Here is a 22,331-nt window from a genome sequence, read left to right on the forward strand (position 1 = left end):
ACGTCGACCGGGCCCACTTCGGCGGGGTCGTCGGTGGCGCCGGGGTGCGCGGTGAAGTCGCCGCGCGGGCCGAGCACCCGTACTCCGTGCCGCCTCATGGCCGCGAGATGCGGTCCATGGGCCAATGGACGAGAGCCCGGCAAGGGTTCGCGCGACGACCGTTGAACGCCCTCCGCATACCGTTCACCGCATACGGTCGACGGCGCGTCTTCTCAACTTCCGGAACCGGTCCTACCGTTCGGCGTCATGAGCAGCCCCCCTGTCGCACCCCCGGGCTGGAGCCGCTGGCTGGTCCCGCCCGCCGCCCTGTCCGTCCACCTGTCCATCGGCCAGGCCTACGCCTGGAGCGTGTTCAAGCCGCCGCTCGAGTCCGCCCTGCACCTCGACGGCACCCGCAGCGCGCTGCCCTTCCAGCTCGCGATCGTGATGCTCGGGCTGTCGGCCGCCTTCGGCGGCACGCTCGTCGAGCGCAACGGGCCGCGCTGGGCGATGACCGTGGCCCTCGTCTGCTTCTCCTCCGGCTTCCTGCTCTCCGCGCTCGGCGCCGAGACCCAGCAGTACTGGCTGATCGTCCTGGGCTACGGCTTCGTCGGCGGCATCGGCCTCGGCATCGGCTACATCTCACCCGTCTCCACCCTGATCAAGTGGTTCCCGGACCGGCCGGGCATGGCCACCGGCATCGCCATCATGGGCTTCGGCGGCGGCGCGCTGATCGCCTCGCCCTGGTCGGCGCAGATGCTGGAGTCCTTCGGCACCGGCCACTCCGGGATCGCGCTCGCCTTCCTGGTGCACGGACTGACCTACGCCGTCTTCATGACGCTCGGCGTGCTGCTCGTCCGCGTGCCCCGCACCGAGGAGCCGGCCGGGGACGGGCCGGCCGCCGCCACCGAGGGCGTGCGGGTCTCCGCCCGCGGTGCCGTGCGCACCCCGCAGTTCTGGTGCCTGTGGGTGGTGCTCTGCATGAACGTGACCGCGGGCATCGGCATCCTGGAGAAGGCCGCGCCGATGATCACCGACTTCTTCGCCGGCGGCTCCACGCCGGTGTCGGCCTCGGCGGCCGCCGGATTCGTCGCGCTGCTGTCGGCCGCCAACATGGCCGGCCGGATCGGCTGGTCCTCCGCCTCCGACCGGATCGGGCGCAAGAACGTCTACCGCGTCTACCTCGGCGCCGGCGCCCTGATGTACCTGCTGATCGCCCTGTTCGGGGACTCCTCGAAGCCGCTGTTCGTGCTCTGCGCGCTGGTGATCCTCTCCTTCTACGGCGGCGGCTTCGCGACCGTCCCCGCCTATCTGAAGGACCTCTTCGGCGCCTACCAGGTCGGCGCCATCCACGGCCGGCTGCTCACCGCCTGGTCCACGGCCGGCGTGCTCGGACCGCTGATCGTCAACTGGGTCGCGGACCGGCAGGAGGAGGCCGGGAAGCACGGACCGGCGCTGTACGGGCTGTCCTTCGGCATCATGATCGGCCTGCTCGTCGTCGGTTTCGTCGCCAACGAACTCGTCCGTCCCGTGCACGTACGCCACCACGTGCCCGCCCCGAGGGAGGCAGCAGATGCCCAGCGACAGCAGCCCGCCTAGCCGGTCCGGCCTGATCCTGCTCGCCTGGCTGTGGGTGGGGGCGCCGCTCGCCTACGGACTGTACGAGCTGGTCCGCAAGGCCACGCAGTTGTTCACGGGGTGAATGGTCGGGCGTCCGAGCGTGTGACGGAAGCCGACAACTCGGATGCCCGATTCCTGTGCCCTCGCCTGCCGCCGTACTCGCGAGTCACTGGCCAGACTGATGGATCCCGCTACCCACGGCAACGAGGGGATCCCCCAAATGCACGGCTCGCGCATCGCGGCCATCGGCCACTACCAGCCCGCCAGAGTGCTCACCAACGACGACCTGGCGGGCATGGTCGACACCAGCGACGAGTGGATCCGCGGCCGGGTGGGCATCCGGACCCGGCACATCGCGGGCCCCGACGAGCCGGTCGACGAACTCGCCGCGCACGCCGCCGCCAAGGCGCTCGCCGCCGCCGGGCTCACGCCCGGTGACATCGACCTGGTGCTGGTGGCCACCTCCACCGCCATCGACCGCTCCCCGAACACCGCCGCCCGCGTGGCCGCCCGGCTCGGCATCCCGCGCCCGGCCGCGATGGACGTCAACGTCGTCTGCGCCGGGTTCACCCACGCGCTCGCCACCGCCGACCACACGGTACGGGCGGGCGCCGCGACCCGGGCGCTGGTCATCGGCGCCGACAAGATGTCCGAGGTCACCGACTGGAGCGACCGCAGCACCTGCGTCCTGGTCGGCGACGGGGCCGGGGCCGCCGTGGTCGAGGCCTGCGCGCCCGGTCAGCAGCCCGGCATCGGGCCGGTCCTGTGGGGGTCGGTGCCGGAGATGGGCAACGCCGTGCGCATCGAGGGCACCCCGCCCCGGTTCACGCAGGAGGGCCAGAGCGTCTACCGCTGGGCCACCACCCAGCTCCCGCCCATCGCCCGGCGCGCCTGCGAGCGGGCCGGACTGGACCCCGCCGACCTCGCCGCGGTCGTCCTGCACCAGGCCAACCTGCGCATCATCGAGCCCCTCGCGCGGAAGCTGGGCGCCGTGAACGCCGTCGTCGCGCGCGACGTCACCGAGTCCGGCAACACCTCGGCGGCCAGCATCCCGCTCGCGCTGTCCAAGCTGCTCGAACAGGGCGCGGTCCGCAGCGGGGACGCGGCCCTGCTGTTCGGCTTCGGCGGCAACCTGTCGTACGCGGGACAGGTCGTCCGCTGCCCGTGACGTGCGGCGCGCACCCGTGTGTGACGCGTCCGGCTTTCCCTGCCCCTGGCGTTTTGCGTGCGGTAGACCGTAGACGATAGACAATTGCAACTGGCTCCGTTGGCACACGGCCGGGCGCCGGCCCGCCGAGGAGGGGGACCGTGATGTTGTCGACCGGACTGCCGCAGGGAGCCGTACCCAAGCTCGAACGGCCCGGGCCGCTGCGCGACCGCGTCTACGAGGCCCTGCTGGAACTCATCACCACCCGCGCCCTGCGACCCGGCCAGCACCTGGTGGAGAGCGAACTCGCCGGGCACCTGGGCGTCTCCCGCCAGCCGGTGCGCGAGGCGCTGCAACGGCTGAACACCGAGGGCTGGGTCGACCTGCGCCCCGCCCAGGGCGCGTTCGTGCACGAGCCGACCGAGGAGGAGGCCGACCAGCTCCTGACGGTCCGTACGCTCCTGGAGGCGGAGGCGGCCCGCCTCGCCGCCCTGAACGCCGGCCGGCCGGGCACCGACGCCCTGGAGGAGCTGTGCGCCCAGGGCGAGCGGGCGGTCGCCGACGACGACGTGGACCGCGCGGTCGCCCTGAACGCCGCCTTCCACGCCAAGATCATGGACCTGGCCGGCAACGCGGTCCTCGCCGAACTCGCCGCCCAGGTCGACCGCAGGGTGCGCTGGTACTACACCCCGGTGGCCCGCCGGCGCGGCAGCCAGTCCTGGATCGAGCACCGCGAGCTGATCACCGCCATCACCGCCCAGGACGCGCCCCGCGCCGCCGAACTGATGCGGGAGCACACCGAACACACCCACCGCTCCTACCCCGAGCGCGACACCGACTGACCGGAGCGGACTCGACGCCGGAAGTCGCGCTGTACGGCTGCCGGCGTCGGGGGCCGCCCCCGAGGGCGCCTCCCGCCCGCCGTCGTCATCACCGAGGGCATCCCGGTCCACGACACGACACCGTCGCCTTCACCGCGTACGCCGCACGGCACGGCACCCGCGTCATCGGCCCCAACTGCCCCGGCCTGATCACCCGCGGCCAGTCCAGTGCGGGCATCATCCCCGCCGACATCACCGAACCCGGCCCCATCGGCCTGGTCTCCAAGTCGGGGACCCTCACCTACCAACTCACGCACGAACTGCGCGACACCGGCTTCTCCACCTGCGTCGGCATCGGCGGCGACCCCGTCACCGGCACCGGCCACATCGACTGCCCGGCCGCCTTCCAGGACGATGCCGACACCGAACTCGTGCTGCTCATCAGGGAGATCGGCGGCGACGCGAAGGAACGCGCGGCCGCCTACATCCGCGACCACGTCACCAAGCCCGTCGTCGGCTACATCGCCGGATTCACCGCCCCCGAGGGCCGCACCATGGGCCGCGCGGGCGCCATCGTCTCCGGCTCGGCCGGCACGGCCCAGGCCAAGAAGGCGGCGCTGGAGGCGGCCGGCGTCCGCGTGGGCGGCACCCCGGCCGGGACGGCCCGGCTCGCGCTCGCGCTGCCGCGCGACGGCACGTGAGGTCACTCATAGTGCGGACGCGGTCACTGTCGCACATGTTGCCGCGGCGGTAACTTCCATGCTGCGCCCGGCCGCACGCCGCCCACCGGCCGCCCCCGGGCGCCGTACGACGTCCGCCCGCACGACGGCGCCAGCCGTGCGGCCGGACCGGCCACGCACCTCCCGCCGACGAAGCAAACCACGCACCTCCCGCCGACGAACCAGCCATGCACCTTCCGCCGACGAACCAGCCATGCACCTCCCGCCCCCGACCGTGCACCGGAAGCGGAGCAAACCGATGGCACCCATCCTCACCCTCAAGAACGGCACGTCCTGGACCGAGGCCTGGCAGCGCTGCCTCGCCGCCGCCCCCGAGGCCTTCCGGGACGACCGCGTCCTCAACCTCTGGAACGCCGCCTGGCGCGCCGACGGCAGGGCGCTGCCCGCCACCAGCCCGGTCGACGGCAGCCCCATCGCCGGCCCGCCCCGGCTGGACCGGGCCACCGCCCGCCAGGCCGTGGCCGCCTCCCTGGACCAGCACCGCGCCTGGCGGCACACCCCGCTGGCCGAACGCCGGGCGCGCGTCGCGGCCACCCTCGACGCCCTCACCGAGCACCGCGAACTCCTCGCCCTCCTCCTTGTCTGGGAGATCGGCAAGCCCTGGCGGCTCGCCCGGGCGGACGTGGACCGCGCCATCGACGGGGTCCGCTGGTACGTCGACGGCATCGAGCCGATGCTCGCCGGCCGCGCCCCGCTGGACGGCCCGGTCTCCAACATCGCGAGCTGGAACTACCCGATGAGCGTCCTCGTGCACGCCCTGCTCGTCCAGGCGCTCGCGGGCAACGCCGTCATCGCCAAGACCCCGACCGACGGCGGCGTCGCCTGCCTCACCCTGGCCTGCGCCCTCGCCGCCCGCGAGGGGGTCCCCGTCACCCTGGTCAGCGGCAGCGGGGGCGAGCTGTCCCAGGCCCTGGTCCGCGCGCCGGAGATCGGCTGCGTCTCCTTCGTCGGCGGCCGCGACACCGGCGCCGCCGTCGCCACCGCCGTCGCCGACCTCGGCAAACGGCACATCCTCGAACAGGAGGGCCTGAACACCTGGGGCATCTGGAACTTCTCGGACTGGGACGCGCTCACGGCCGTCGTCCCGAAACTCTTCGACTACGGCAAACAGCGCTGTACGGCCTACCCGCGCTTCGTGGTCCAGCGCGACTCCTTCGACGCCTTCCTCGCGGCCTACCTGCCGGCCGTCCGCACGGTGCGGGTCGGCCACCCCCTCGCGGTCGAGCGGGCGACCGACCCCTGCCCGGACCTCGACTTCGGCCCGCTGATCAACGCGGCCAAGGCGAAGGAGCTGCGCGACCAGGTCGCGGAGGCGGTCGACCGGGGCGCCGTCCCCCTGTACCGCGGCAAGGAGGCCGACGCCCGCTTCCTCCCCGGCCAGGACACCTCGGCCTACGTCCACCCGGTCACCCTGCTCAACCCGCCCCGCTCCTCCCCGCTCCACCACGCGGAACCCTTCGGCCCGGTCGACACGATCGTCCTGGTCGACACCGAGGCGGAACTGCTGGCCGCGATGAACGCGTCCAACGGCGCCCTCGTCGCCACCCTCGCCACGGACGACCGGGCCACCTTCGACCGACTGGCCCCGCAGATCCGCGCCTTCAAGACCGGCCACGGCACACCCCGCTCCCGCGGCGACCGCGACGAACTCTTCGGCGGCTTCGGCGCCTCCTGGCGCGGCGCCTTCGTCGGCGGCGAACTCCTGGTCCGCGCCGTCACCCGGGGGCCCGCGGGCGAGCGTCCGCCCGGCAACTTCCCGGAGTACCAGCTCATGCCCTGACCCACCGCCCCGCGTACCCGTACGGTCACCTTCCGTACGCCCCGGCGGGCGGGACCCGCAAGGCTCCCCGCCCGCCGCCCACCACCCGGATACGCAGGTGAAACGCACTCCCGAGTCTTGGTATTGTTGTCCATGTCGCCGCGGGGAACACCCCCGGTCAGGCGGCAGACACCTTGTCCGGGTGGCGGAATGGCAGACGCGCTAGCTTGAGGTGCTAGTGCCCTTTATCGGGCGTGGGGGTTCAAGTCCCCCCTCGGACACTCACCGTGGGAACACGGACAAGAGGGCCACGACCTGCCGGGTCGGGGCCCTCGTCGCGTTCCCGGGTCCGCCGGCGATGCTCGCGGAGCGGGCGGGCGCGTCTTCGGGCGGCGCACGGCCCCGTATCGTTGGCCGCATGAGTCGCTGGAACGAGCTGACCGGGGGCACGTCCGGACAGGACTACGCCGCCCGGTTCGCGGCGCTGGCCCGCAGCGGGACGGACGTGCACGGTGAGGCCCGGTTCTGCGCCGCCCTCGTGCCCGCCGGAGCGCGCGTGCTGGACGCCGGGTGCGGCACCGGACGTGTCATGATCCGGCTCGCGGAACTCGGGTACGACTGCGTCGGCGTCGATCTCGACGCCTCGATGCTGGCGGTGGCGCGGGAGCAGGCGCCGGAACTGCCCTGGTTCCAGGCCGACCTGACCCGGTTCGAGCCCGGCCTCCTCGGCATCGAGGCGGACTTCGATCTCGTGGTCGCCGCGGGCAACGTGTTCCCGTTCCTCACGGCCGGCACCGAGGCCGCGGCGGTCGAGCGCCTGACCGCGGCCCTGCGCCCCGGGGGTCTGTTGGTCGCCGGCTTCGGCCTGGACGAGGCCCACCTGCCCGTGCCGCCCGGCATCACGCTGCCGGAGTACGACGACTACTGCGCCACGGCCGGCCTCACCCTCGTCGACCGCTTCGCCACCTGGGACGCGGACCCCTACGACGGCGGCGGCTACGCCGTCAGCGTCCACCGCCGGTAAACCTCCGCCGTCGCGGCCCTCGCTCAGCGTGCTTACGCGGCGCCCGTCATCCGCTCAGCAATTCGCATCGGCCGCTCACTGATCCGCCTCCGGCCCGGCGGTGCCCGCCTCGGGTGTCCCGGGCTGGGCGTAGAGGATGTCGCGGGCCTGTTCCGCAGCGCGGGCGAGGCTTTCGCCGACGAAGTCGACGAAGCGGGCGATGTTCTCCAGCCGAGTGGCGGCCGGGGTGTTGGGGCCGAGGAGGGCGACGCCCCGCCGTGCGGTCTCGGCGAGCTCGGTGTTGGACCGGGCGGCGGCGATCATTCCCTGGTACCAGACGTCGTTGTCGACTATGTAGCGCTCGCGGCGGCCTTCGTCGCGCTCACGGCGGATCAGGCCCTGGCTCTCGAGCTGCGCGATGGCCTTGGAGATCGACGCCGGGCTGACCTGGAGGTGCCGGGCGAGCTCCGAGGCGGTGAGGCTGCCCGTGTCATCGGTGTAGAGGCAGGTCAGCACCCGGGACATCATCTTCGGCAGGCCCTGCCGCATCAGGAGGGTGGTGAACGCCTCCTCGTACTCCCGCACCGCCTCGGCGTCGCGGCCGTGGGCCTGCGGGGCGGCCGTCGTGGCGCGGGGTGTGGTCTGCCTGCGGCGGTGGGCGCGGTGTTCGGTCGCGCGGTGGGCGAGGTCCGCGCGGTAGGCGGTGGGGCCGCCGTTGCGCATCACCTCACGGGTGACGGTCGAGGTCGGACGGTCGAGACGTCTGGCGATCTCCGCATAGGCGAGGCCGTCGGCCAGTCCCAGCGAGATCTGCTGACGTTCCTGCTGGGTGAGTCGGCCTCCCGGCATCGCGGTCTCCTTCATGTGGCGCGGTGGCGCCCACTATAGCGTTCACTCCTACTTCATTGCAACGAAGGGTCGCAGGTGTGTTGCGTTAGGTCATCGACCGTTGCAACGAAATATAGCTCTCCACCTGCACTAACTCTTATGCAATGCAACAAGCATGTTGCCGTACTCGTGAACGCAACGTAGCTTTTCCTGTGTCGGAAACAGCGGGCCGTACGGGCCCGGCTCGACGCAGACAAGGGAGCACACCATGCAGAAGTTCGACACCCCCGCGCCGGTCTCCGCCCTCCTGGACATCCCCGCGGGACAGATCCGCTTCATCGCCGCCGACCGCACCGACACCACGGTCGAGGTGCTGCCCGCCGACGCCTCCAAGGGACGCGACGTGAAGATGGCGGAGCAGATCGAGGTCGCCTTCGCCGAGGGAGTCCTGCGGATCGAGGCCCCGGCGGCGAAGCACCGGATCCTCGGCTCGTCCGGATCGGTCGAGGTGACCGTCCAGTTGCCCGCCGGCTCCCGGGTCGAGGTCAAGGCGGCCCTCGCCGAACTCCGGGGCGTCGGACGCCTCGGCGACGTGGACTTCGAAGGCGCGCAGGGCTCGGTCAAGCTCGACGAGACCGCCGCCGCCCGCCTCGTCCTCCAGGCCGGCGACGTCACGGTCGGCCGCCTGGGCGGATCCGCCGAGATCAGCACCCAGAAGGGCGACATCAGCGTCGCCGAGGCCCAGCACGGCGAGGTCACCCTGCGCACCCAGCACGGCGGGATCACCGTCGGCGCCTCCCGCGGAGTCTCCGCCTCCCTGGACGCCGGCACCGGCTACGGCCGGATCCACAACGCGCTGCGGAACGCCGACGGCGCCGCCGCCGGCCTGACGATCCACGCCACCACCGCCTACGGCGACATCACCGCCCGCAGCCTCTGAACCCGCAGACAGCACACAAGGGGGAACCTCTCATGACCGACCTGGCCATCGCGGCGAACGGGCTGCGCAAGTCCTACGGCGACAAGACCGTCCTGGACGGCGTCGACCTGGCCGTACCGCAGGGGACGATCTTCTCGCTGCTCGGCCCGAACGGCGCCGGCAAGACCACGGCCGTCAACATCCTCTCCACCCTCGTCTCGCCCGACCCCGACAGCGGCCCCGTCCACGTCGGCGGTCACGACCTCCGCGCCCAAGGGCAGGCCGTGCGCGCCGCGATCGGGGTCACCGGGCAGTTCTCCGCCGTCGACGGCCTGATCACCGGCGAGGAGAACATGCTCCTCATGGCGGACCTGAACCACCTCACCCGGCGCGAGGGGCGCCGGGTGACCGCCGAGCTGCTGGAGCGCTTCGACCTCTTGGACGCCGCGAAGAAGCCCGCCTCCACCTACTCGGGCGGCATGAAGCGCCGCCTGGACATCGCCATGACGCTGGTCGGCAGCCCCCGCATCATCTTCCTCGACGAGCCGACCACCGGCCTCGACCCGCGCTCCCGGCACAACATGTGGCAGATCATCCGCGAACTCGTCACCGGCGGCGTCACCGTCTTCCTCACCACCCAGTACCTGGAGGAGGCCGACGAACTCGCCGACCGCATCGCCGTCCTGCACGGCGGGAGGATCGCCGCCGAGGGCACCGCCGACGAACTCAAGCGCATCGTCCCCGGCGGTCACGTCAGGCTCCGCTTCACCGACCCCGCCGCCTACCAGAGCGCCGCCACCACTCTGCGCGAGGTCACCCGGGACGACCAGGCCCTCGCCCTGCACATCCCCAGCGACGGCAGCCAGCGCGAACTGCGCACCATCCTCGAGCGGTTGGACTCCGCCGGCATCGAGGCCGACGAACTGACCGTGCACACCCCCGACCTCGACGACGTCTTCTTCGCCCTCACCGGGGGCGCCGGCATCCCTAATCAGTCCAAGGAGAACGCCCGATGAGCACCCTCGCCCTCGCCCTGCGCGACTCCTCCACCATGCTGCGCCGCAACCTCCTGCATGCCCGGCGCTACCCCTCCCTCACCCTCAACCTCCTGCTCACGCCGATCATGCTGCTGCTCCTGTTCGTCTACATCTTCGGCGACACGATGAGCGCCGGGATCGGCGGCGGCAGACCGGACCGCTCCGCCTACGTCGCCTTCGTCGTCCCCGGCCTGCTGCTGATGACCATCGGCAGCACCGTGGTCGGCACCGCGGTCTCCGTCTGCAACGACATGACCGAGGGCATCATCGCCCGCTTCCGCACCATGGCGATCCACCGCGGCTCGGTCATCGTCGGCCATGTCATCGGCAGCGTCCTGCAGTCCGTCATCAGCGTCGTCCTCGTCGGCGCCGTCGCCGTCGCCATCGGCTTCCGCTCCACCGACGCCACCGTGTGGGAATGGCTCGCGGCGTTCGGGCTGCTCGTGCTCTTCTCCACCGCGCTCACCTGGATCGCCGTCGGCATGGGCCTGGTCAGCCCGAACGCCGAGGCCGCCGGCAACAACGCCATGCCCCTGATCCTGCTGCCGCTGCTCTCCAGCACCTTCGTCCCCATCGACGCCATGCCCGGCTGGTTCCAGCCGGTCGCCCGCTACCAGCCGTTCACCCCCGCCATCGAGACCCTGCGCGGCCTCCTCCTCGGCACCGAGATCGGCGCCAACGGCTGGCTGGCCATCGCCTGGTGCCTCGCCCTCGCGGTCCTCGGCTACCTGTGGTCCACCAAGAGGTTCAACCACGACCCCAGGTGACCGCCATGACCACGCGGGGCACCCCGCGACCCGTCCCACCGCAAGGCGGCGTACACCGGCAACTGCCGGAGTGCGCCGCCCCGTTCGTTCGCGCCCCCGATACTTCCGCTCTTTCACACACACGACCCGGCGGAGCGGGGAGGATGGCCGCCATGACGGATGAAGGCCCCTCCATCGACCGCACAAGGCCGAGCATCGCCCGCGTCTACGACTACCTGCTCGGCGGCACGGACAACTACGCCGTGGACCGGGAGATCGGTGACGTGTTCAAGCGTGATCTCCCCGGCTCGGTGGCGATCGCCTTCGCCAACCGGGCGGCCCTCGTCCGGGCGGTCGCGGAGATCGTGACGACGACCGACGTGCGGCAGTTCATCGACCTCGGCAGTGGTCTGCCGACCACCGACAACGTCCACCAGATCGCGCAACGGCACGCTCCGGAGTCCCGGGTCGTGTACGTCGACATCGACCCCCAAGTGCTGGTCCACGGACGCACACTGCTGGCGGAGAACGACCGGACCCGGGTCGTCGCGGGCGATGTGCGCAGGCCCGAGGAAGTCCGTGCCCACCCTGCGACGTTGGAGCTGATCGACTTCGAACGTCCCGTCGCCGTCATCCTCAGCGCCGTCCTGCACCACGTGAACGACGAGGAGGACCCGGCCGGCATCGTCCGCTACTGGCGCGACCAGGTGCCCCAGGGCAGCTACTTCTTCCTCAGCCACTTCCGCTCCGGCGACAACCCCGAGACCGCGGAGGCCGAGGGAATCCTCCACCAGACCTTCGGACGCGGCCGGTGGCGCACCGACGAGGAGATCGCATCGCTGCTGGACGGCTTGGAGATCCTCGACCCCGGCATCGTGCCGGCGCCGCTGTGGCGACCCGACGACGCTGACGGGCCGCGGCACGATGGCGGCGGACAGGAGATCACCGTCTGGGAGCGGCTCATCGCGGCCGGGCTGGCGCGGAAGTCCGCTTAGGTGCGGCAGGTTTGACTGCGGGGGCCTGGGCGGCCGGGGGCCGAGCTGCCTGCGCTCAGGCCTTGTAAATGATCGAGACGCCTCATCGCAGGCCCCATACTCTGGCGACATGGCCCACGCGAAGACCTCCTACGTCTGCCTGCCCTGTCGGGCCTCCTACAAGCAGTCCTACGGCCCGGACAGGCGGCGGATCTGCCCCCGCTGTGCCCGGCCGCTGATCCACGTCGGCTCCGCGTTCGCGGCACCTCGGCGCCGGGACACCGCCGCCTGGCGGACGCTGTCGGTGCTGCTGCACGCGGGTATCCGGTTCCACAAGAGCTGCTGTTGCGGACCGGGTTATCGTCCCCGCAGCCTGAGCGAGGTCCGCGAGCGGATGGCGTACGCCCGACGCAGCGGCGAGCCGTTCGCCAAGGCACTCGTCCGGTACGAGGTGCCGTGACGCCGACGCGGTTCGAGACCGGCGGCCGTGGTCGCGAACCGGCCCGGCCGCCGCTCGCAGCCGCTCCGGCCGGGCAGCCCGGCGAGGCCGTCGCCGTGCCCCGTCCGGCGTTGCCTGCGCCCTGACCGCGACCGCCGCACCGGACGGCACCGAATATTCGCTACTCGCCGGCCGGTCTCTTTCCTAGACTCGGCATGCACCGCGCGCCGCACTCACACACAGGCGGCGCGCCAGTGCGTCCATCGAACCGTGATCACCGAGGGGAGCCCGGCCGTGCGTGACCGTACCGCCGTCGTCGTTCCCCCGTCGCGGTCCGAGGTGATCCTGGTGTCCTCGTCCGTCCGGTGCCCGCTGCGCGGCCGGCACCGGATGCCCGCGACGATCCGCTGACCCTGTTCGACAACTCTTAGGCCGCACAGGCGGTTTCAGGGTTACCCGTGTCTCCTCGTCCGGGAAATCGCGCTGCCCCTTTCCTGATCCGCAGAAAGGCCACGGGCCGTGCGCACCAACCTCAGTACCCTCGCCGTCGTCCGAAACTTGGGCATCCTCGCCCACGTCGACGCCGGGAAGACCACCGTCACCGAGCGCATCCTCTATGCGACGGGCGCCACGCACAAGCGTGGCGAGGTGCACGACGGCACCACCGTCACCGACTTCGACCCGCAGGAACGCGACCGTGGCATCACCATTTTCGCCGCCGCCGTGAGCTGTGCCTGGAACGGGCACCGCGTCAATCTCATCGACACCCCGGGCCACGTCGACTTCGCCGACGAGGTCGAGCGTTCGCTGCGCGTCCTGGACGGGGCGATCGCGGTGTTCGACGCCGTCGCCGGGGTCGAGCCGCAGAGCGAGTCCGTGTGGCGGCAGGCCGACCGGCACGGCGTCCCGAGGATCGCCTTCGTCAACAAGCTGGACCGCGCGGGCGCCGACCTCGACCGTGCCGTCGGTTCGATCCGGGAGCGGCTGCATCCGGCTCCGCTGGTCGTCCAGTTGCCGATCGGCGCCGAGCACGGCTTCACCGGTCTCGTGGACCTGGTGCGGATGCGCTCCCTGGTGTGGACCGACGGCGGGGGTACGGCGACGGAGGGGCCGGTGCCGGAGGCGCTGCGCGAGGAGGCGCTGCGCCGGCGCCGGGCGCTGGAGGAGGCGGTCGCGGAGCTGCACCCGGCCGCACTCGAGGAGTTCTGCGACCTCGAGACGCTCTCCGCCGCGACCCTCTCCGCCGCGCTGCGCGACCTCACCCGCACCGGCGACGGCGTGGTCGTCCTGTGCGGCTCCGCCTACCGCAACCGGGGCATCGAACCGCTGCTGGACGCGGTGGTGGACTATCTGCCGTCGCCGCTGGACGTGCCCGCCGTACGCGGTGTGCACGAAGGCGCCGAGCAGCGGCGGCCCGCCGACCCCGAAGCGCCGTTCGCCGCCCTCGCGTTCAAGGTGAACGCGGGCGGCACCGGCCGCCTCACCTACGCACGCGTCTACTCGGGCGCCATCGAGAAGGGAGACACCGTGCGCGACCCGGGCACCGGCCGTACCGAGCGAGTGGCGCGGATCCTCCGGGTCATGGCGGACCGGCACGTCCAGCTGGACCGGGCGGTCGCCGGTGACATCGTCGCGCTGGCGGGCCTGAAGTCGGCGCGGCCCGGCTCGACCTTGTGCGATCCCGGCGCCCCGCTGCTGCTGGAGCCGCCCGTGGCCGCCGAGCCCGTGGTGTCCGTGGCCGTGGAGGCGCGGCGCGCCACGGACACCGGGAAGCTGGCGACGGCGCTGGCGCGGCTGGCGGAGGAGGACCCCTCGCTGGTGGTGCGCACCGACGCCGAGACCGGGCAGACGGTGCTGTCCGGGATGGGGGAGCTGCACCTGGAAGTCGCGGTGGAGAAGATCCGGCGTGAGGGCGGACCCGAGGTCACGGTGGGCCGTCCCAGGGTCGCCCACCGGGAGACCGTCGTGCGCGGTGTGAGCGGTCATGTCCACCGGCACGTCAAACAGGACGGCGGCGCGGGCCAGTTCGCCCATGTCGTCCTGGACGTCGAACCCCTCGGCACCGAAACCGGCGCCACCGGCTTCGAGTTCCGGTCCGCCGTGGTCGGCGGGCGGGTGCCGCAGGAGTACGTGCGCGCGGTGGAGGCGGGCTGCCGGGACGCCCTGACCGAGGGGCCGCTCGGCGGTCACCCGGTGACGGGGCTGCGGGTCACGCTGACCGACGGCTCCACCCATGTGAAGGACTCCTCCGACATGGCGTTCCGCACCGCCGGCCGGCTGGGCCTGCGCGCGGCGCTGGGCATCTGCGCGATGGCCCTGCTGGAGCCGGTCGCCGAGGTCACGGTCACCGTGCCGGAGGACGCGGTGGGCGGCGTCCTGGGCGACCTCGCCGCCCGGCGCGGCCGGGTCACCGGCTCCCGGACGCGGGCCGGCGCGGCGGTGCTGACGGCGACCGTGCCGCTGGCCGAGCTGTTCGGCTACGCGACCCGGCTGCGCAGCCGCACCCAGGGGCGGGGCACCTTCACCACGCGGGCGGCGGGTTACGCGCCGGCGCCGGCGAAGACCCTGGTCCGATAGGGGGTGCCAGGACGGTCCGATGCCGGAGCCGTAGGCGGACCGTACGGGCACCACAAGCGGGCCGTACGGGCACCACAAGCGGGCCGTACGGGCACCGCAAGCGGGCCGTACGGGCACCGCAAGCGGGCCGCACCTCGTCTGAACGCAAGGCGTGGTGCGGCCCGCCCATGTCCGGGCGTCGTGCGGCTCGTCCGCGTCCGGGGGTCGTGTGGCCCGCCCACGTCAGGCGGTCGTACGGCCGCCCCCCTCCCGGGAGCCGTGCGGCCCGCACGACCCCGACGGCGCGGAAGACGGCCTGTTCAGGGAGCCGCGGAACGGAAATCACCCTTGCCGGGCGATGCGGCCGCCCGCCGGGCCGGATGAGGTGGACGACGGACACCCCTGGCCCGGCTGCCCGGAAGGGAAGGCGTGAGACGAGGATGACCGAGGACACGACCCGAGGCACGACACGAGACGCGGCACGACGCACGACACCAGGTACGACACGAGCTGCAGCACGACGCGCGACACGGGATACGTCACGAGGGCGGCCCCGAGCCATGACGCGTCATGGCCGCGACCCCGTACGGAGGGCGTGAGCCATGTGCCGCTGGCTTGCCTACTCGGGAACGCCCCTGATCCTCGAAGAGGTCCTGTACCGCCCGGCGCACTCGCTGATCGACCAGAGCCTGCACGCCAAGATGGGCGTCGAGACGACCAACGGCGACGGCTTCGGCATCGGCTGGTACGAGGAGCACGCGCGTACGCCCGCCGTGTTCCACGACGTGGGCCCGGCCTGGAGCAACCGGAACCTGCGCGAGATCGCGGGACACGTCCGCGCCCCGCTGTTCTTCGCCCACGTCCGGGCCTCCACCGGCACGGCCGTCCAGCAGACCAACTGCCACCCGTTCCGCCACGACCGGTGGATCTGGATGCACAACGGCGCCATCGCCGGATTCCCGGCACTGCGGCGGGACCTCCTCCTCGCCGTCGACCCGGCCCTCTTCTCGTCGATCGAGGGCACCACGGACTCCGAGGTGATGTTCTACCTGGCGCTCACGTTCGGGCTGGCCGACGACCCGGCCGGTGGTGTCGCCCGCATGGCCGGCTTCGTGGAACAGCTCGCCCGGGAACACGATCTGGCGCCGCCGCTGCAGATGACGATCGCGGTCGCCGACGGGCAACAGCTCTTGGCCTTCAGGTACGCCAGCGCCGGCACACCCAGGTCGCTCTACTACAGCAGCAGGCTGGAGGACCTGCGGGCGCTGCACCCGGACACCGACTTCCTGCGCGGCGTTTCCGACGAGACCCGCCTTGTGGTGTCGGAGCCCCTGGGCGATCTGCCGGGTGCCTGGAACGAGGTACCGGCGAACACCTACGGCGTCGTCCAGCCGGGCCAGGACCGCCTCCACGAGTTCCAGCCCGCGATCCCCTGACGACACCCCCCCACACCCATCACGTGCGCCTGCGGCCACGTCGGACATGCGCAGTCACACTCACGCCCGCGCCTGCGGACGCCCGCCACTCACCCGCTCACACCAGCCGCCCGTCCAGCGCCACCCGCCAAGCCGGTGACGACATCGGCCGGCCGGCGGGCCTCGGCCGCCCGCCGCCCCGCGCGAAGAACGCGGCCAGCGGCAGCACCGCGGCGCCCACGGTGACCGCGTCCGGGCCGAGCAGCCCCAGTTCGATGCGGACCCGGCCCGCCGGGAAGCGCAGCGCCCGCGCGAGAGCGTGCTCGCGGACCTGGTCCAGGAACGCGCCGCCCAGTTGCAGCCCGGCCCAGCCGCCGATCAGCAGCCGCTCGGGCTGGAACAGGTTGATCAGGTCGGACAGGCCCGCGCCCAGGTACTCGGCGGTCTCGGCGAGCACGGCCGCCGCCACCGGGTCAGGCGCGCGGCCGTCGGCGGGGCGGGCCGCGGCGAGCAGTTCGGTCAGCGCCGTCTCCTCGTCCGCGCCGGCCGAGGGGCGTCCGCCCGCCTCCCGCCACCGTGCCACGAGGGCCTCCGCGCCCGCGTACGCCTCCAGGCAGCCCCGGGCGCCGCACCGGCACCGGCGCCCGCCGACCCGTACCGTCAGATGCCCCCACTCCACGGCCCGTCCCTGGGCCGCCTCCTCCGTGACGACGCACGCGCCGACGCCCGAGCCGAACAGCACCACCACCGCGTTACGGGCCCCGCGCCCGGCGCCGAACCACATCTCGGCCTGCCCGAGGGTCTTCGCGCCGTTGTCGATGAAGTACGGCACCTCAGACGGGACTTGACCGGCGCCGTGACGCCGGAGAAGGCGCTCCAGCGGGACGGCGTCCCAGCCGACCGTCTGCCCGTGGACGACCGCGCCCTCCGCCTCCTCGACGATGCCGGGCACGCCGATGCCCACGCCCAGCAGATCACTGGCGGCTGGCCCGCCCGTGGCGAGCACCTCGGCGACGCCCTCGTGAACATGGCCGACGACCGCGTCGACGTCGTAGCCGCGCGACCCCAACGGCCTGTCTGTCCGCGCCAGTTCGCGCAGGGCCAGGTCGAACAGCTCCACCCGTACCCGGGTCTCGCCGACGTCGACGCCGACGAGGCATCCGCTGTCCGGGCGTATCCGCAGCAGCCGGCGCGGCCGCCCCGCGTCGGAGCCGACGCTGCCCGCCTCCTCGACCAGGCCGTCGGCCAGCAGTTCGGCCACGACGTTGCTGACGGAGCCCGAACTCAGTCCGGTCGCCGGGACCAGCGCCCGCCGGCTCATCGGCCCATCGAAATACAACCGTTGCAGAACGGCGCCCCGGCTCTCCCGCCGCAGGTCACGCACCGTACGGCCGCCCAGCCCTGCCACCCGACCTCCCTGATCCGCGCCCAATCGCCGCCCGCCGGACCGGATACCGCTGCCGGATCTCTTGACGAGCGTTTCTCTTGAGGTTTAACTCACATCCTAAATTAAGCCATGAGGGGCTTCGGAAGCCGAACGGGGTGTCGGCCTTCGCGATCAGCCCCGAGGGGTATCGACTCCCGGAAAGGGACACCAGGAGCCATGCGCAGCATCCGAGCCGCGGCCGTAGGCGCCGTCACCATGTCTCTCGCCCTCGCGGCTACGGCCTGCGGAGGGGGTTCGTCGAGCGGCGGCGGGTCCAACGACTCGCCGAAGACGCTCACTTACTGGGCCTCCAACCAGGGCGCCAGCATCGCGGTCGACAAGAAGGTCCTGCAGCCCGAACTCGACAAGTTCCAGAAGCAGACCGGCATCAAGGTGAAGCTGGAGGTCGTGCCCTGGTCCGACCTGCTCAACCGGATCCTCACCGCCACCACCTCCGGCCAGGGCCCGGACGTGCTGAACATCGGCAACACCTGGAGCGCCTCCCTGCAGGCGACGGGCGCGCTGCTGCCGTGGGACGCGAAGAACTTCGACAAGATCGGCGGAAAGGACCGCTTCGTCGACTCCGCGCTCGGCTCGACCGGCGTCCAGGGCAAGGACCCGGCCGCGGTGCCGCTGTACTCGATGGCGTACGCCCTCTACTACAACAAGCAGATCTTCGCCGACGCCGGCATCTCCAAGCCCCCGGCCACCTGGGACGAGCTGGTCGCCGACGGCAAGAAGATCAAGGCGAAGGGCAAGTCGCCGCTCGGCGCCGAGGGCGCCAACGTCTCGGAGAACATCCACCACGTCTTCGTCTTCGCCAAGCAGCACGGCGCGGACTTCTTCACCGCCGACGGCAAGCCCGACTTCACCAACCCCAAGGTGGTCGAGGCGGTCAAGCAGTACGTCGACCTGATGGCCAAGGACAAGGTCATCCCGACCGGTGACGCCGAGTACGCGCAGAACCAGTCCGTCAGCGACTTCGCCAAGGGCAAGCAGGCCATGCTGCTGTGGCAGTCCGCGGCCTCCAACCTCAAGTCGCAGGGCATGAGCGAGGACGCCTACGGCATCGCCCCGGTCCCCGTCCGGTCCGGCACCCCCGGCACCGGCGCGCAGACCAACTCCATGGTCGCCGGCATCAACATCGCCGTGTTCAAGAACAGCCACAACCTCGACGGCGCCACGAAGTTCGTGAAGTTCATGACCAGCGACGCCGAGCAGAAGATCCTCAACAAGGCCTACACCTCCATCCCGCCGGTGAAGGGGGCCCAGGCCGACGCGGCGTTCAACTCGCCGTCCAACGCGGTGCTCAAGAGCACCCTCGCCACCAGCGCGGCCGCGCTGCCGCAGGTCGCCTCGGAGTCGCAGTTCGAGACGGCGGTCGGCACGGCCGTCAAGGACCTGTTCGCCGACGCCGCCGCCGGCCGCGCGGTGACCACCGACTCCGTCAAGGCGAAGCTGGAGAAGGCCCAGCAGCAGATGCCGGCGGCCTGACCCGACATGACCTCCACCGCTCTCAAGGAGCCGGTGCGTCGAACGTCCCCCGGTGCGGCGCGCGAACCCCGCCGCCGCACCGGGCGGATCCGCCGCATCGGACTGCCGTACCTGCTGCTCCTGCCCGCCCTGCTGCTCGAACTCCTGGTCCACCTGGTGCCGATGGTCATCGGCACGGTGATGAGCTTCAAGGAACTCACCCAGTTCTACATCCGCGACTGGGGCAGCGCCCCGTGGTCCGGCCTCGGCAACTACAAGGTGTCGGTCGACTTCGACGCCCCGGTCGGCGAGGCGCTGCTGCACTCGTTCTTCGTGACCGTCGGCTTCACCCTGCTCTCGGTCGGCCTGTGCTGGCTGATCGGCACCGCCGCCGCCGTCTTCATGCAGGACACCTTCCGCGGCCGCGGACTGCTGCGCGCCCTGTTCCTGGTGCCGTACGCGCTGCCCGTCTACGCGGCCGTCATCACCTGGGTGTTCATGTTCCAGCACGACAACGGCCTGGTGAACCACGTGCTGCACGACCAGCTCCACCTCACCGACAAGCCGTCGTTCTGGCTCATCGGCGACAACAGCTTCTACGCCCTGTTGACCGTCTCGGTGTGGAAGGGCTGGCCGTTCGCCTTCCTCATCGTGATGGCCGGCCTGCAGAACATCCCCAAGGAGCTGTACGAGGCGGCCGCGCTCGACGGCGCCGGGGTGTGGCAGCAGATCCGCCGCATCACCCTGCCGTCGCTGCGACCGGTCAACCAGGTGCTGGTCCTGGTGCTGTTCCTGTGGACGTTCAACGACTTCAACACGCCGTACGTGCTGTTCGGCAAGGCCGCCCCGGAGGCCGCCGACCTGATCTCCGTCCACATCTACCAGGCCTCGTTCGTGACCTGGAACTTCGGCACCGGCGCCGCGATGTCGGTCCTGCTGCTGCTCTTCCTGCTGGTCGTGACCGGCGTCTACCTGCTGTTCACCGCACGCGGACGGAGGACCGCCGATGTCTAGCCCCGGCACCGCGGCGCCCAAGTCGCCGATGGCGCCGCCCCGTTCCTTCCTGTGGACGCGGCGGATCTTCCTCACCCTGCTGACCGGCTTCGTCCTGGTGCCGGTGTACGTGATGGTCTCCAGCTCGCTGAAGCCGCTCGCCGACGTCACCGGGAAGTTCCGCTGGCTGCCCAGCGGGCTCACCATCCGGCCCTACATCGACATCTGGTCCACGGTCCCGCTCGCGAAGTACTTCGTGAACTCCCTGATCGTGGCGGGCGCGGCCACGATCTGCTCGGTGGTCATCGCGGTCTTCGCGGCGTACGCGGTCAGCCGCTACGAGTTCCGCGGCAAACGCGTCTTCACGGTCACCGTCCTGTCGACGCAGATGTTCCCCGGCATCCTCTTCCTGCTCCCGCTGTTCCTGATCTACGTCAACATCGGCAACGCCACCGGCATCGCCCTGTTCGGCTCCCGCGGCGGCCTGATCCTGACGTACCTCACCTTCTCCCTGCCGTTCTCCATCTGGATGCTGATCGGGTACTTCGACTCGGTTCCGCGCGACCTGGACGAGGCCGCGCTGGTCGACGGCTGCGGCCCGCTGAAGGCGCTGTTCAGGATCGTGGTGCCGGCCGCCGTCCCCGGCATCGTCGCGGTCGCCGTCTACGCGTTCATGACCGCGTGGGGAGAGGTCCTCTTCGCGTCCGTCATGACCAACGACGCCACCCGCACCCTGGCCGTCGGCCTCCAGGGCTACTCCACCCTCAACGACGTCTACTGGAACCAGATCATGGCCGCCTCGCTGGTCGTCAGCGTGCCCGTGGTGGCCGGCTTCCTCCTCCTGCAGCGCTATCTCGTCACCGGTCTGACGGCGGGCGCCGTCAAATGACCACCCTCCCGTATCACGAAGGGGCTCCCGTGTCCGACCGCATCGACCTCGCCGCACTCCCGCACGACTTCCTGTGGGGCACGGCCACAGCGGCCTACCAGATCGAGGGGGCCGTCGACGAGGACGGCCGTGCACCCTCCATCTGGGACACCTTCTCGCACACTCCCGGGAAGATCGCGAACGACGACAACGGCGACGTCGCGTGCGACCACTACCACCGCTGGCGCGAGGACATCGCCCTGATGCGCCGACTCGGCACCAACGCCTACCGGTTGTCCATCGCCTGGCCACGGGTGATCCCCGGCGGCACGGGCGCCGTGAACGCCAAGGGGCTCGCCTTCTACGACCAGTTGGTGGACGCCCTGCTGGAAGCGGGCATCACCCCGGCCGTCACCCTCTACCACTGGGACCTGCCCCAGGCGCTCCAGGACCGGGGCGGCTGGCCGGAACGCGCCACCGCGTCGGCGTTCGCCGACTACGCCTCGGCCGTCGCCGAACGCCTCGGCGACCGCGTCAAGCTCTGGGCCACCCTCAACGAGCCCTCCTGCTCGGCCTGGATCGGGCACCTCGAAGGCACCATGGCCCCCGGCTGGACCGACCTGACCGCGGCCGTCGGCGCCTCGTACCACCTGCTCCTCGGCCACGGCCTCGCCACCCAGGCGCTCCGCGCCGCCGTCCCCGACGCCCGGATCGGCATCGTCAACAACCTCTCCACCGTCTTCCCCGCCACCGACCGCCCCGAGGACGTGGCGGCCGCCCGCCGCCACGACGGCCACGTCAACCGCTGGTGGCTCGACCCGGTGCACGGCCGCGGATTCCCCGCCGACATGCTCGAGACGTACGGCGTGGAACTCCCGGAACAGCCGGGTGACTTGGAGACGATCGCGGCCCCGCTGGACTGGCTGGGCCTGAACTACTACTTCCCGGCCTACGTCGCCGACGACCCCGACGGCCCCGCGCCCCACGCCCGTTCGGTCCGCCGGCCCGACGTCCCGCGCACCGGGATGGACTGGGAGATCGACGCGAGCGGCATCGAATCCCTGCTGCTGCGCCTCACCGAGGAGTACGGCGCCCGCAAGCTCTACGTCACCGAGAACGGCTCGGCCTACCCGGACGTGGTCCGCCCCGACGGCACCGTGGACGACCCGGAGCGCCAGGAGTACCTGGAGCGGCACCTCGCCGCCTGCGCCTCCGCCGCCCGCAAGGGCGCCCCGCTGGCCGGCTACTTCGCCTGGTCGCTGCTGGACAACTTCGAGTGGGCGTACGGCTACGACAAGCGCTTCGGCCTGGTCCACGTCGACTACGACACCCAGATCCGCACGATCAAGGGCAGCGGCCACCGGTACGCGGACATCGTCCGAGTCCACCGCGGCCAGTCCCGCCGAGCCGCCTGAGGCCGCTCGACACACCGGGCCGACTCGGGGCCCTCCACACGCCGGGCCGACTCAGGGCCCGTTGATACGCCGGGCCGTCTGAGTCCGGCCCGGACGACCGGTGGGCGCGGTGCGGGAACCCGCGCCCACCGGTCCGCATGACGCGTCGCACACCGCGCGTCGCGCACCGCGTC

At 71.8% G+C, this 22,331-nt stretch carries 19 protein-coding genes, 1 tRNA gene and 2 pseudogenes; 19 read left to right on the forward strand and 3 right to left on the reverse strand.

Annotated features, from left to right (window positions below; all coding sequences use genetic code 11):
- Positions 1-2 precede the first annotated feature (2 nt).
- Positions 3-125 (reverse strand): annotated as a pseudogene (locus tag ACZ7JA_RS32785) (oxidoreductase); the annotation flags it as partial.
- A 121-nt stretch (positions 126-246) separates the two neighbouring features.
- Between ACZ7JA_RS32785 and ACZ7JA_RS32790 the strand changes: the two are divergent.
- The 8 genes and pseudogenes from ACZ7JA_RS32790 (at position 247) to ACZ7JA_RS32825 (ending at position 7,090) form a co-directional block, all read left to right on the forward strand.
- Entirely contained in the window at positions 247-1,578 is a 1,332-nt protein-coding gene (locus ACZ7JA_RS32790) for an OFA family MFS transporter (RefSeq protein WP_389300979.1), read from the forward strand.
- Entirely contained in the window at positions 1,553-1,681 is a 129-nt protein-coding gene (locus ACZ7JA_RS32795) for an MFS transporter small subunit (protein WP_351668942.1), read from the forward strand. The genes ACZ7JA_RS32790 and ACZ7JA_RS32795 overlap by 26 nt, the downstream gene beginning before the upstream one ends.
- 138 nt (positions 1,682-1,819) lie before the next feature.
- Positions 1,820-2,767: a beta-ketoacyl-ACP synthase III gene (locus tag ACZ7JA_RS32800; protein WP_470812011.1), complete on the forward strand. Its 948-nt coding sequence runs from the start codon at positions 1,820-1,822 to the stop codon at positions 2,765-2,767.
- Positions 2,768-2,910: 143 nt separating this feature from the next.
- A complete protein-coding gene (locus ACZ7JA_RS32805) occupies positions 2,911-3,588 on the forward strand; it encodes a GntR family transcriptional regulator (protein WP_470812144.1) in 678 nt (225 codons plus the stop codon).
- A gap of 78 nt (positions 3,589-3,666) precedes the next feature.
- Positions 3,667-4,268, forward strand: a pseudogene (locus ACZ7JA_RS32810) (succinate--CoA ligase subunit alpha); the annotation flags it as partial.
- A gap of 277 nt (positions 4,269-4,545) precedes the next feature.
- Positions 4,546-6,087: an aldehyde dehydrogenase family protein gene (locus tag ACZ7JA_RS32815; protein ID WP_389300983.1), complete on the forward strand. Its 1,542-nt coding sequence runs from the start codon at positions 4,546-4,548 to the stop codon at positions 6,085-6,087.
- Between the two features lie 175 nt (positions 6,088-6,262).
- Positions 6,263-6,347 (forward strand) — tRNA-Leu (locus tag ACZ7JA_RS32820).
- Between the two features lie 137 nt (positions 6,348-6,484).
- Positions 6,485-7,090, forward strand: coding sequence for a class I SAM-dependent methyltransferase (locus ACZ7JA_RS32825; protein ID WP_470812013.1), 606 nt, complete (start codon positions 6,485-6,487; stop codon positions 7,088-7,090).
- Between the two features lie 75 nt (positions 7,091-7,165).
- Here ACZ7JA_RS32825 and ACZ7JA_RS32830 read toward each other — a convergent pair whose 3' ends face one another.
- Positions 7,166-7,918: a helix-turn-helix domain-containing protein gene (locus ACZ7JA_RS32830; RefSeq protein WP_470812015.1), complete on the reverse strand. Its 753-nt coding sequence runs from the start codon at positions 7,916-7,918 to the stop codon at positions 7,166-7,168.
- A 247-nt stretch (positions 7,919-8,165) separates the two neighbouring features.
- On the opposite strand from ACZ7JA_RS32830, the gene ACZ7JA_RS32835 reads away from it, so the two are divergent.
- The 7 genes from ACZ7JA_RS32835 to ACZ7JA_RS32865 all read left to right on the forward strand — a co-directional run bounded on the left by ACZ7JA_RS32835 (position 8,166) and on the right by ACZ7JA_RS32865 (position 16,004).
- On the forward strand, positions 8,166-8,837 hold the full coding sequence (locus ACZ7JA_RS32835; RefSeq protein ID WP_470812017.1) for a DUF4097 family beta strand repeat-containing protein: 672 nt from the start codon (positions 8,166-8,168) through the stop codon (positions 8,835-8,837).
- Positions 8,838-8,869: 32 nt separating this feature from the next.
- A complete protein-coding gene (locus tag ACZ7JA_RS32840; protein WP_470812019.1) occupies positions 8,870-9,832 on the forward strand; it encodes an ATP-binding cassette domain-containing protein in 963 nt (320 codons plus the stop codon).
- Entirely contained in the window at positions 9,829-10,620 is a 792-nt protein-coding gene (locus ACZ7JA_RS32845) for an ABC transporter permease (protein WP_470812021.1), read from the forward strand. Before ACZ7JA_RS32840 ends, ACZ7JA_RS32845 begins: the two co-directional genes overlap by 4 nt.
- 143 nt (positions 10,621-10,763) lie before the next feature.
- On the forward strand, positions 10,764-11,594 hold the full coding sequence (locus ACZ7JA_RS32850) for an SAM-dependent methyltransferase (protein WP_470812023.1): 831 nt from the start codon (positions 10,764-10,766) through the stop codon (positions 11,592-11,594).
- Between the two features lie 109 nt (positions 11,595-11,703).
- Positions 11,704-12,033, forward strand: coding sequence for a deoxyxylulose-5-phosphate synthase (locus ACZ7JA_RS32855; protein ID WP_470812025.1), 330 nt, complete (start codon positions 11,704-11,706; stop codon positions 12,031-12,033).
- Between the two features lie 498 nt (positions 12,034-12,531).
- Positions 12,532-14,589 (forward strand): elongation factor G, encoded by a 2,058-nt coding sequence (fusA, locus tag ACZ7JA_RS32860; protein WP_470812027.1) that lies wholly within the window; start codon positions 12,532-12,534, stop codon positions 14,587-14,589.
- 581 nt (positions 14,590-15,170) lie between these two features.
- Entirely contained in the window at positions 15,171-16,004 is an 834-nt protein-coding gene (locus ACZ7JA_RS32865) for a class II glutamine amidotransferase (RefSeq protein ID WP_351668931.1), read from the forward strand.
- 97 nt (positions 16,005-16,101) lie between these two features.
- Here the strand turns inward: ACZ7JA_RS32865 and ACZ7JA_RS32870 are convergent, their stop codons facing one another.
- Complete coding sequence (locus ACZ7JA_RS32870) at positions 16,102-17,391, reverse strand: ROK family protein (protein ID WP_470812030.1); 1,290 nt, start codon at positions 17,389-17,391, stop codon at positions 16,102-16,104.
- A gap of 195 nt (positions 17,392-17,586) precedes the next feature.
- Here ACZ7JA_RS32870 and ACZ7JA_RS32875 point away from each other — a divergent pair, with 195 nt between their 5' ends.
- The 4 genes from ACZ7JA_RS32875 to ACZ7JA_RS32890 are packed head-to-tail and all read left to right on the forward strand — an operon-like array spanning position 17,587 to position 22,158.
- A complete protein-coding gene (locus ACZ7JA_RS32875; RefSeq protein ID WP_403680845.1) occupies positions 17,587-18,903 on the forward strand; it encodes an ABC transporter substrate-binding protein in 1,317 nt (438 codons plus the stop codon).
- Positions 18,904-18,909: 6 nt separating this feature from the next.
- A complete protein-coding gene (locus ACZ7JA_RS32880; protein ID WP_351668928.1) occupies positions 18,910-19,896 on the forward strand; it encodes a carbohydrate ABC transporter permease in 987 nt (328 codons plus the stop codon).
- The gene (locus ACZ7JA_RS32885; protein ID WP_351668927.1) at positions 19,889-20,764 is read left to right on the forward strand and encodes a carbohydrate ABC transporter permease; all 876 of its coding nucleotides are present in this window, start codon (positions 19,889-19,891) and stop codon (positions 20,762-20,764) included. The genes ACZ7JA_RS32880 and ACZ7JA_RS32885 overlap by 8 nt, the downstream gene beginning before the upstream one ends.
- Positions 20,761-22,158 (forward strand): GH1 family beta-glucosidase, encoded by a 1,398-nt coding sequence (locus ACZ7JA_RS32890; protein WP_470812034.1) that lies wholly within the window; start codon positions 20,761-20,763, stop codon positions 22,156-22,158. Before ACZ7JA_RS32885 ends, ACZ7JA_RS32890 begins: the two co-directional genes overlap by 4 nt.
- The last annotated feature ends 173 nt before the right edge of the window (positions 22,159-22,331 follow it).

Source organism: Streptomyces sp. NPDC038135 (assembly GCF_055601245.1).

What these genes read in the sequence shown, in the direction of transcription:
- ACZ7JA_RS32790 (WP_389300979.1), top strand. Translation starts at nt 247, where the DNA reads ATGAGCAGCCCCCCTGTCGCACCCCCGGGCTGGAGCCGCTGGCTGGTC.
- ACZ7JA_RS32795 (WP_351668942.1), top strand. Translation starts at nt 1,553, where the DNA reads ATGCCCAGCGACAGCAGCCCGCCTAGCCGGTCCGGCCTGATCCTGCTC.
- ACZ7JA_RS32800 (WP_470812011.1), top strand. Translation starts at nt 1,820, where the DNA reads ATGCACGGCTCGCGCATCGCGGCCATCGGCCACTACCAGCCCGCCAGA.
- ACZ7JA_RS32805 (WP_470812144.1), top strand. Translation starts at nt 2,911, where the DNA reads ATGTTGTCGACCGGACTGCCGCAGGGAGCCGTACCCAAGCTCGAACGG.
- ACZ7JA_RS32815 (WP_389300983.1), top strand. Translation starts at nt 4,546, where the DNA reads ATGGCACCCATCCTCACCCTCAAGAACGGCACGTCCTGGACCGAGGCC.
- ACZ7JA_RS32825 (WP_470812013.1), top strand. Translation starts at nt 6,485, where the DNA reads ATGAGTCGCTGGAACGAGCTGACCGGGGGCACGTCCGGACAGGACTAC.
- ACZ7JA_RS32830 (WP_470812015.1), bottom strand. Translation starts at nt 7,918, where the DNA reads ATGCCGGGAGGCCGACTCACCCAGCAGGAACGTCAGCAGATCTCGCTG.
- ACZ7JA_RS32835 (WP_470812017.1), top strand. Translation starts at nt 8,166, where the DNA reads ATGCAGAAGTTCGACACCCCCGCGCCGGTCTCCGCCCTCCTGGACATC.
- ACZ7JA_RS32840 (WP_470812019.1), top strand. Translation starts at nt 8,870, where the DNA reads ATGACCGACCTGGCCATCGCGGCGAACGGGCTGCGCAAGTCCTACGGC.
- ACZ7JA_RS32845 (WP_470812021.1), top strand. Translation starts at nt 9,829, where the DNA reads ATGAGCACCCTCGCCCTCGCCCTGCGCGACTCCTCCACCATGCTGCGC.
- ACZ7JA_RS32850 (WP_470812023.1), top strand. Translation starts at nt 10,764, where the DNA reads ATGGCCGCCATGACGGATGAAGGCCCCTCCATCGACCGCACAAGGCCG.
- ACZ7JA_RS32855 (WP_470812025.1), top strand. Translation starts at nt 11,704, where the DNA reads ATGGCCCACGCGAAGACCTCCTACGTCTGCCTGCCCTGTCGGGCCTCC.
- ACZ7JA_RS32865 (WP_351668931.1), top strand. Translation starts at nt 15,171, where the DNA reads ATGTGCCGCTGGCTTGCCTACTCGGGAACGCCCCTGATCCTCGAAGAG.
- ACZ7JA_RS32875 (WP_403680845.1), top strand. Translation starts at nt 17,587, where the DNA reads ATGCGCAGCATCCGAGCCGCGGCCGTAGGCGCCGTCACCATGTCTCTC.
- ACZ7JA_RS32880 (WP_351668928.1), top strand. Translation starts at nt 18,910, where the DNA reads ATGACCTCCACCGCTCTCAAGGAGCCGGTGCGTCGAACGTCCCCCGGT.
- ACZ7JA_RS32885 (WP_351668927.1), top strand. Translation starts at nt 19,889, where the DNA reads ATGTCTAGCCCCGGCACCGCGGCGCCCAAGTCGCCGATGGCGCCGCCC.
- ACZ7JA_RS32890 (WP_470812034.1), top strand. Translation starts at nt 20,761, where the DNA reads ATGACCACCCTCCCGTATCACGAAGGGGCTCCCGTGTCCGACCGCATC.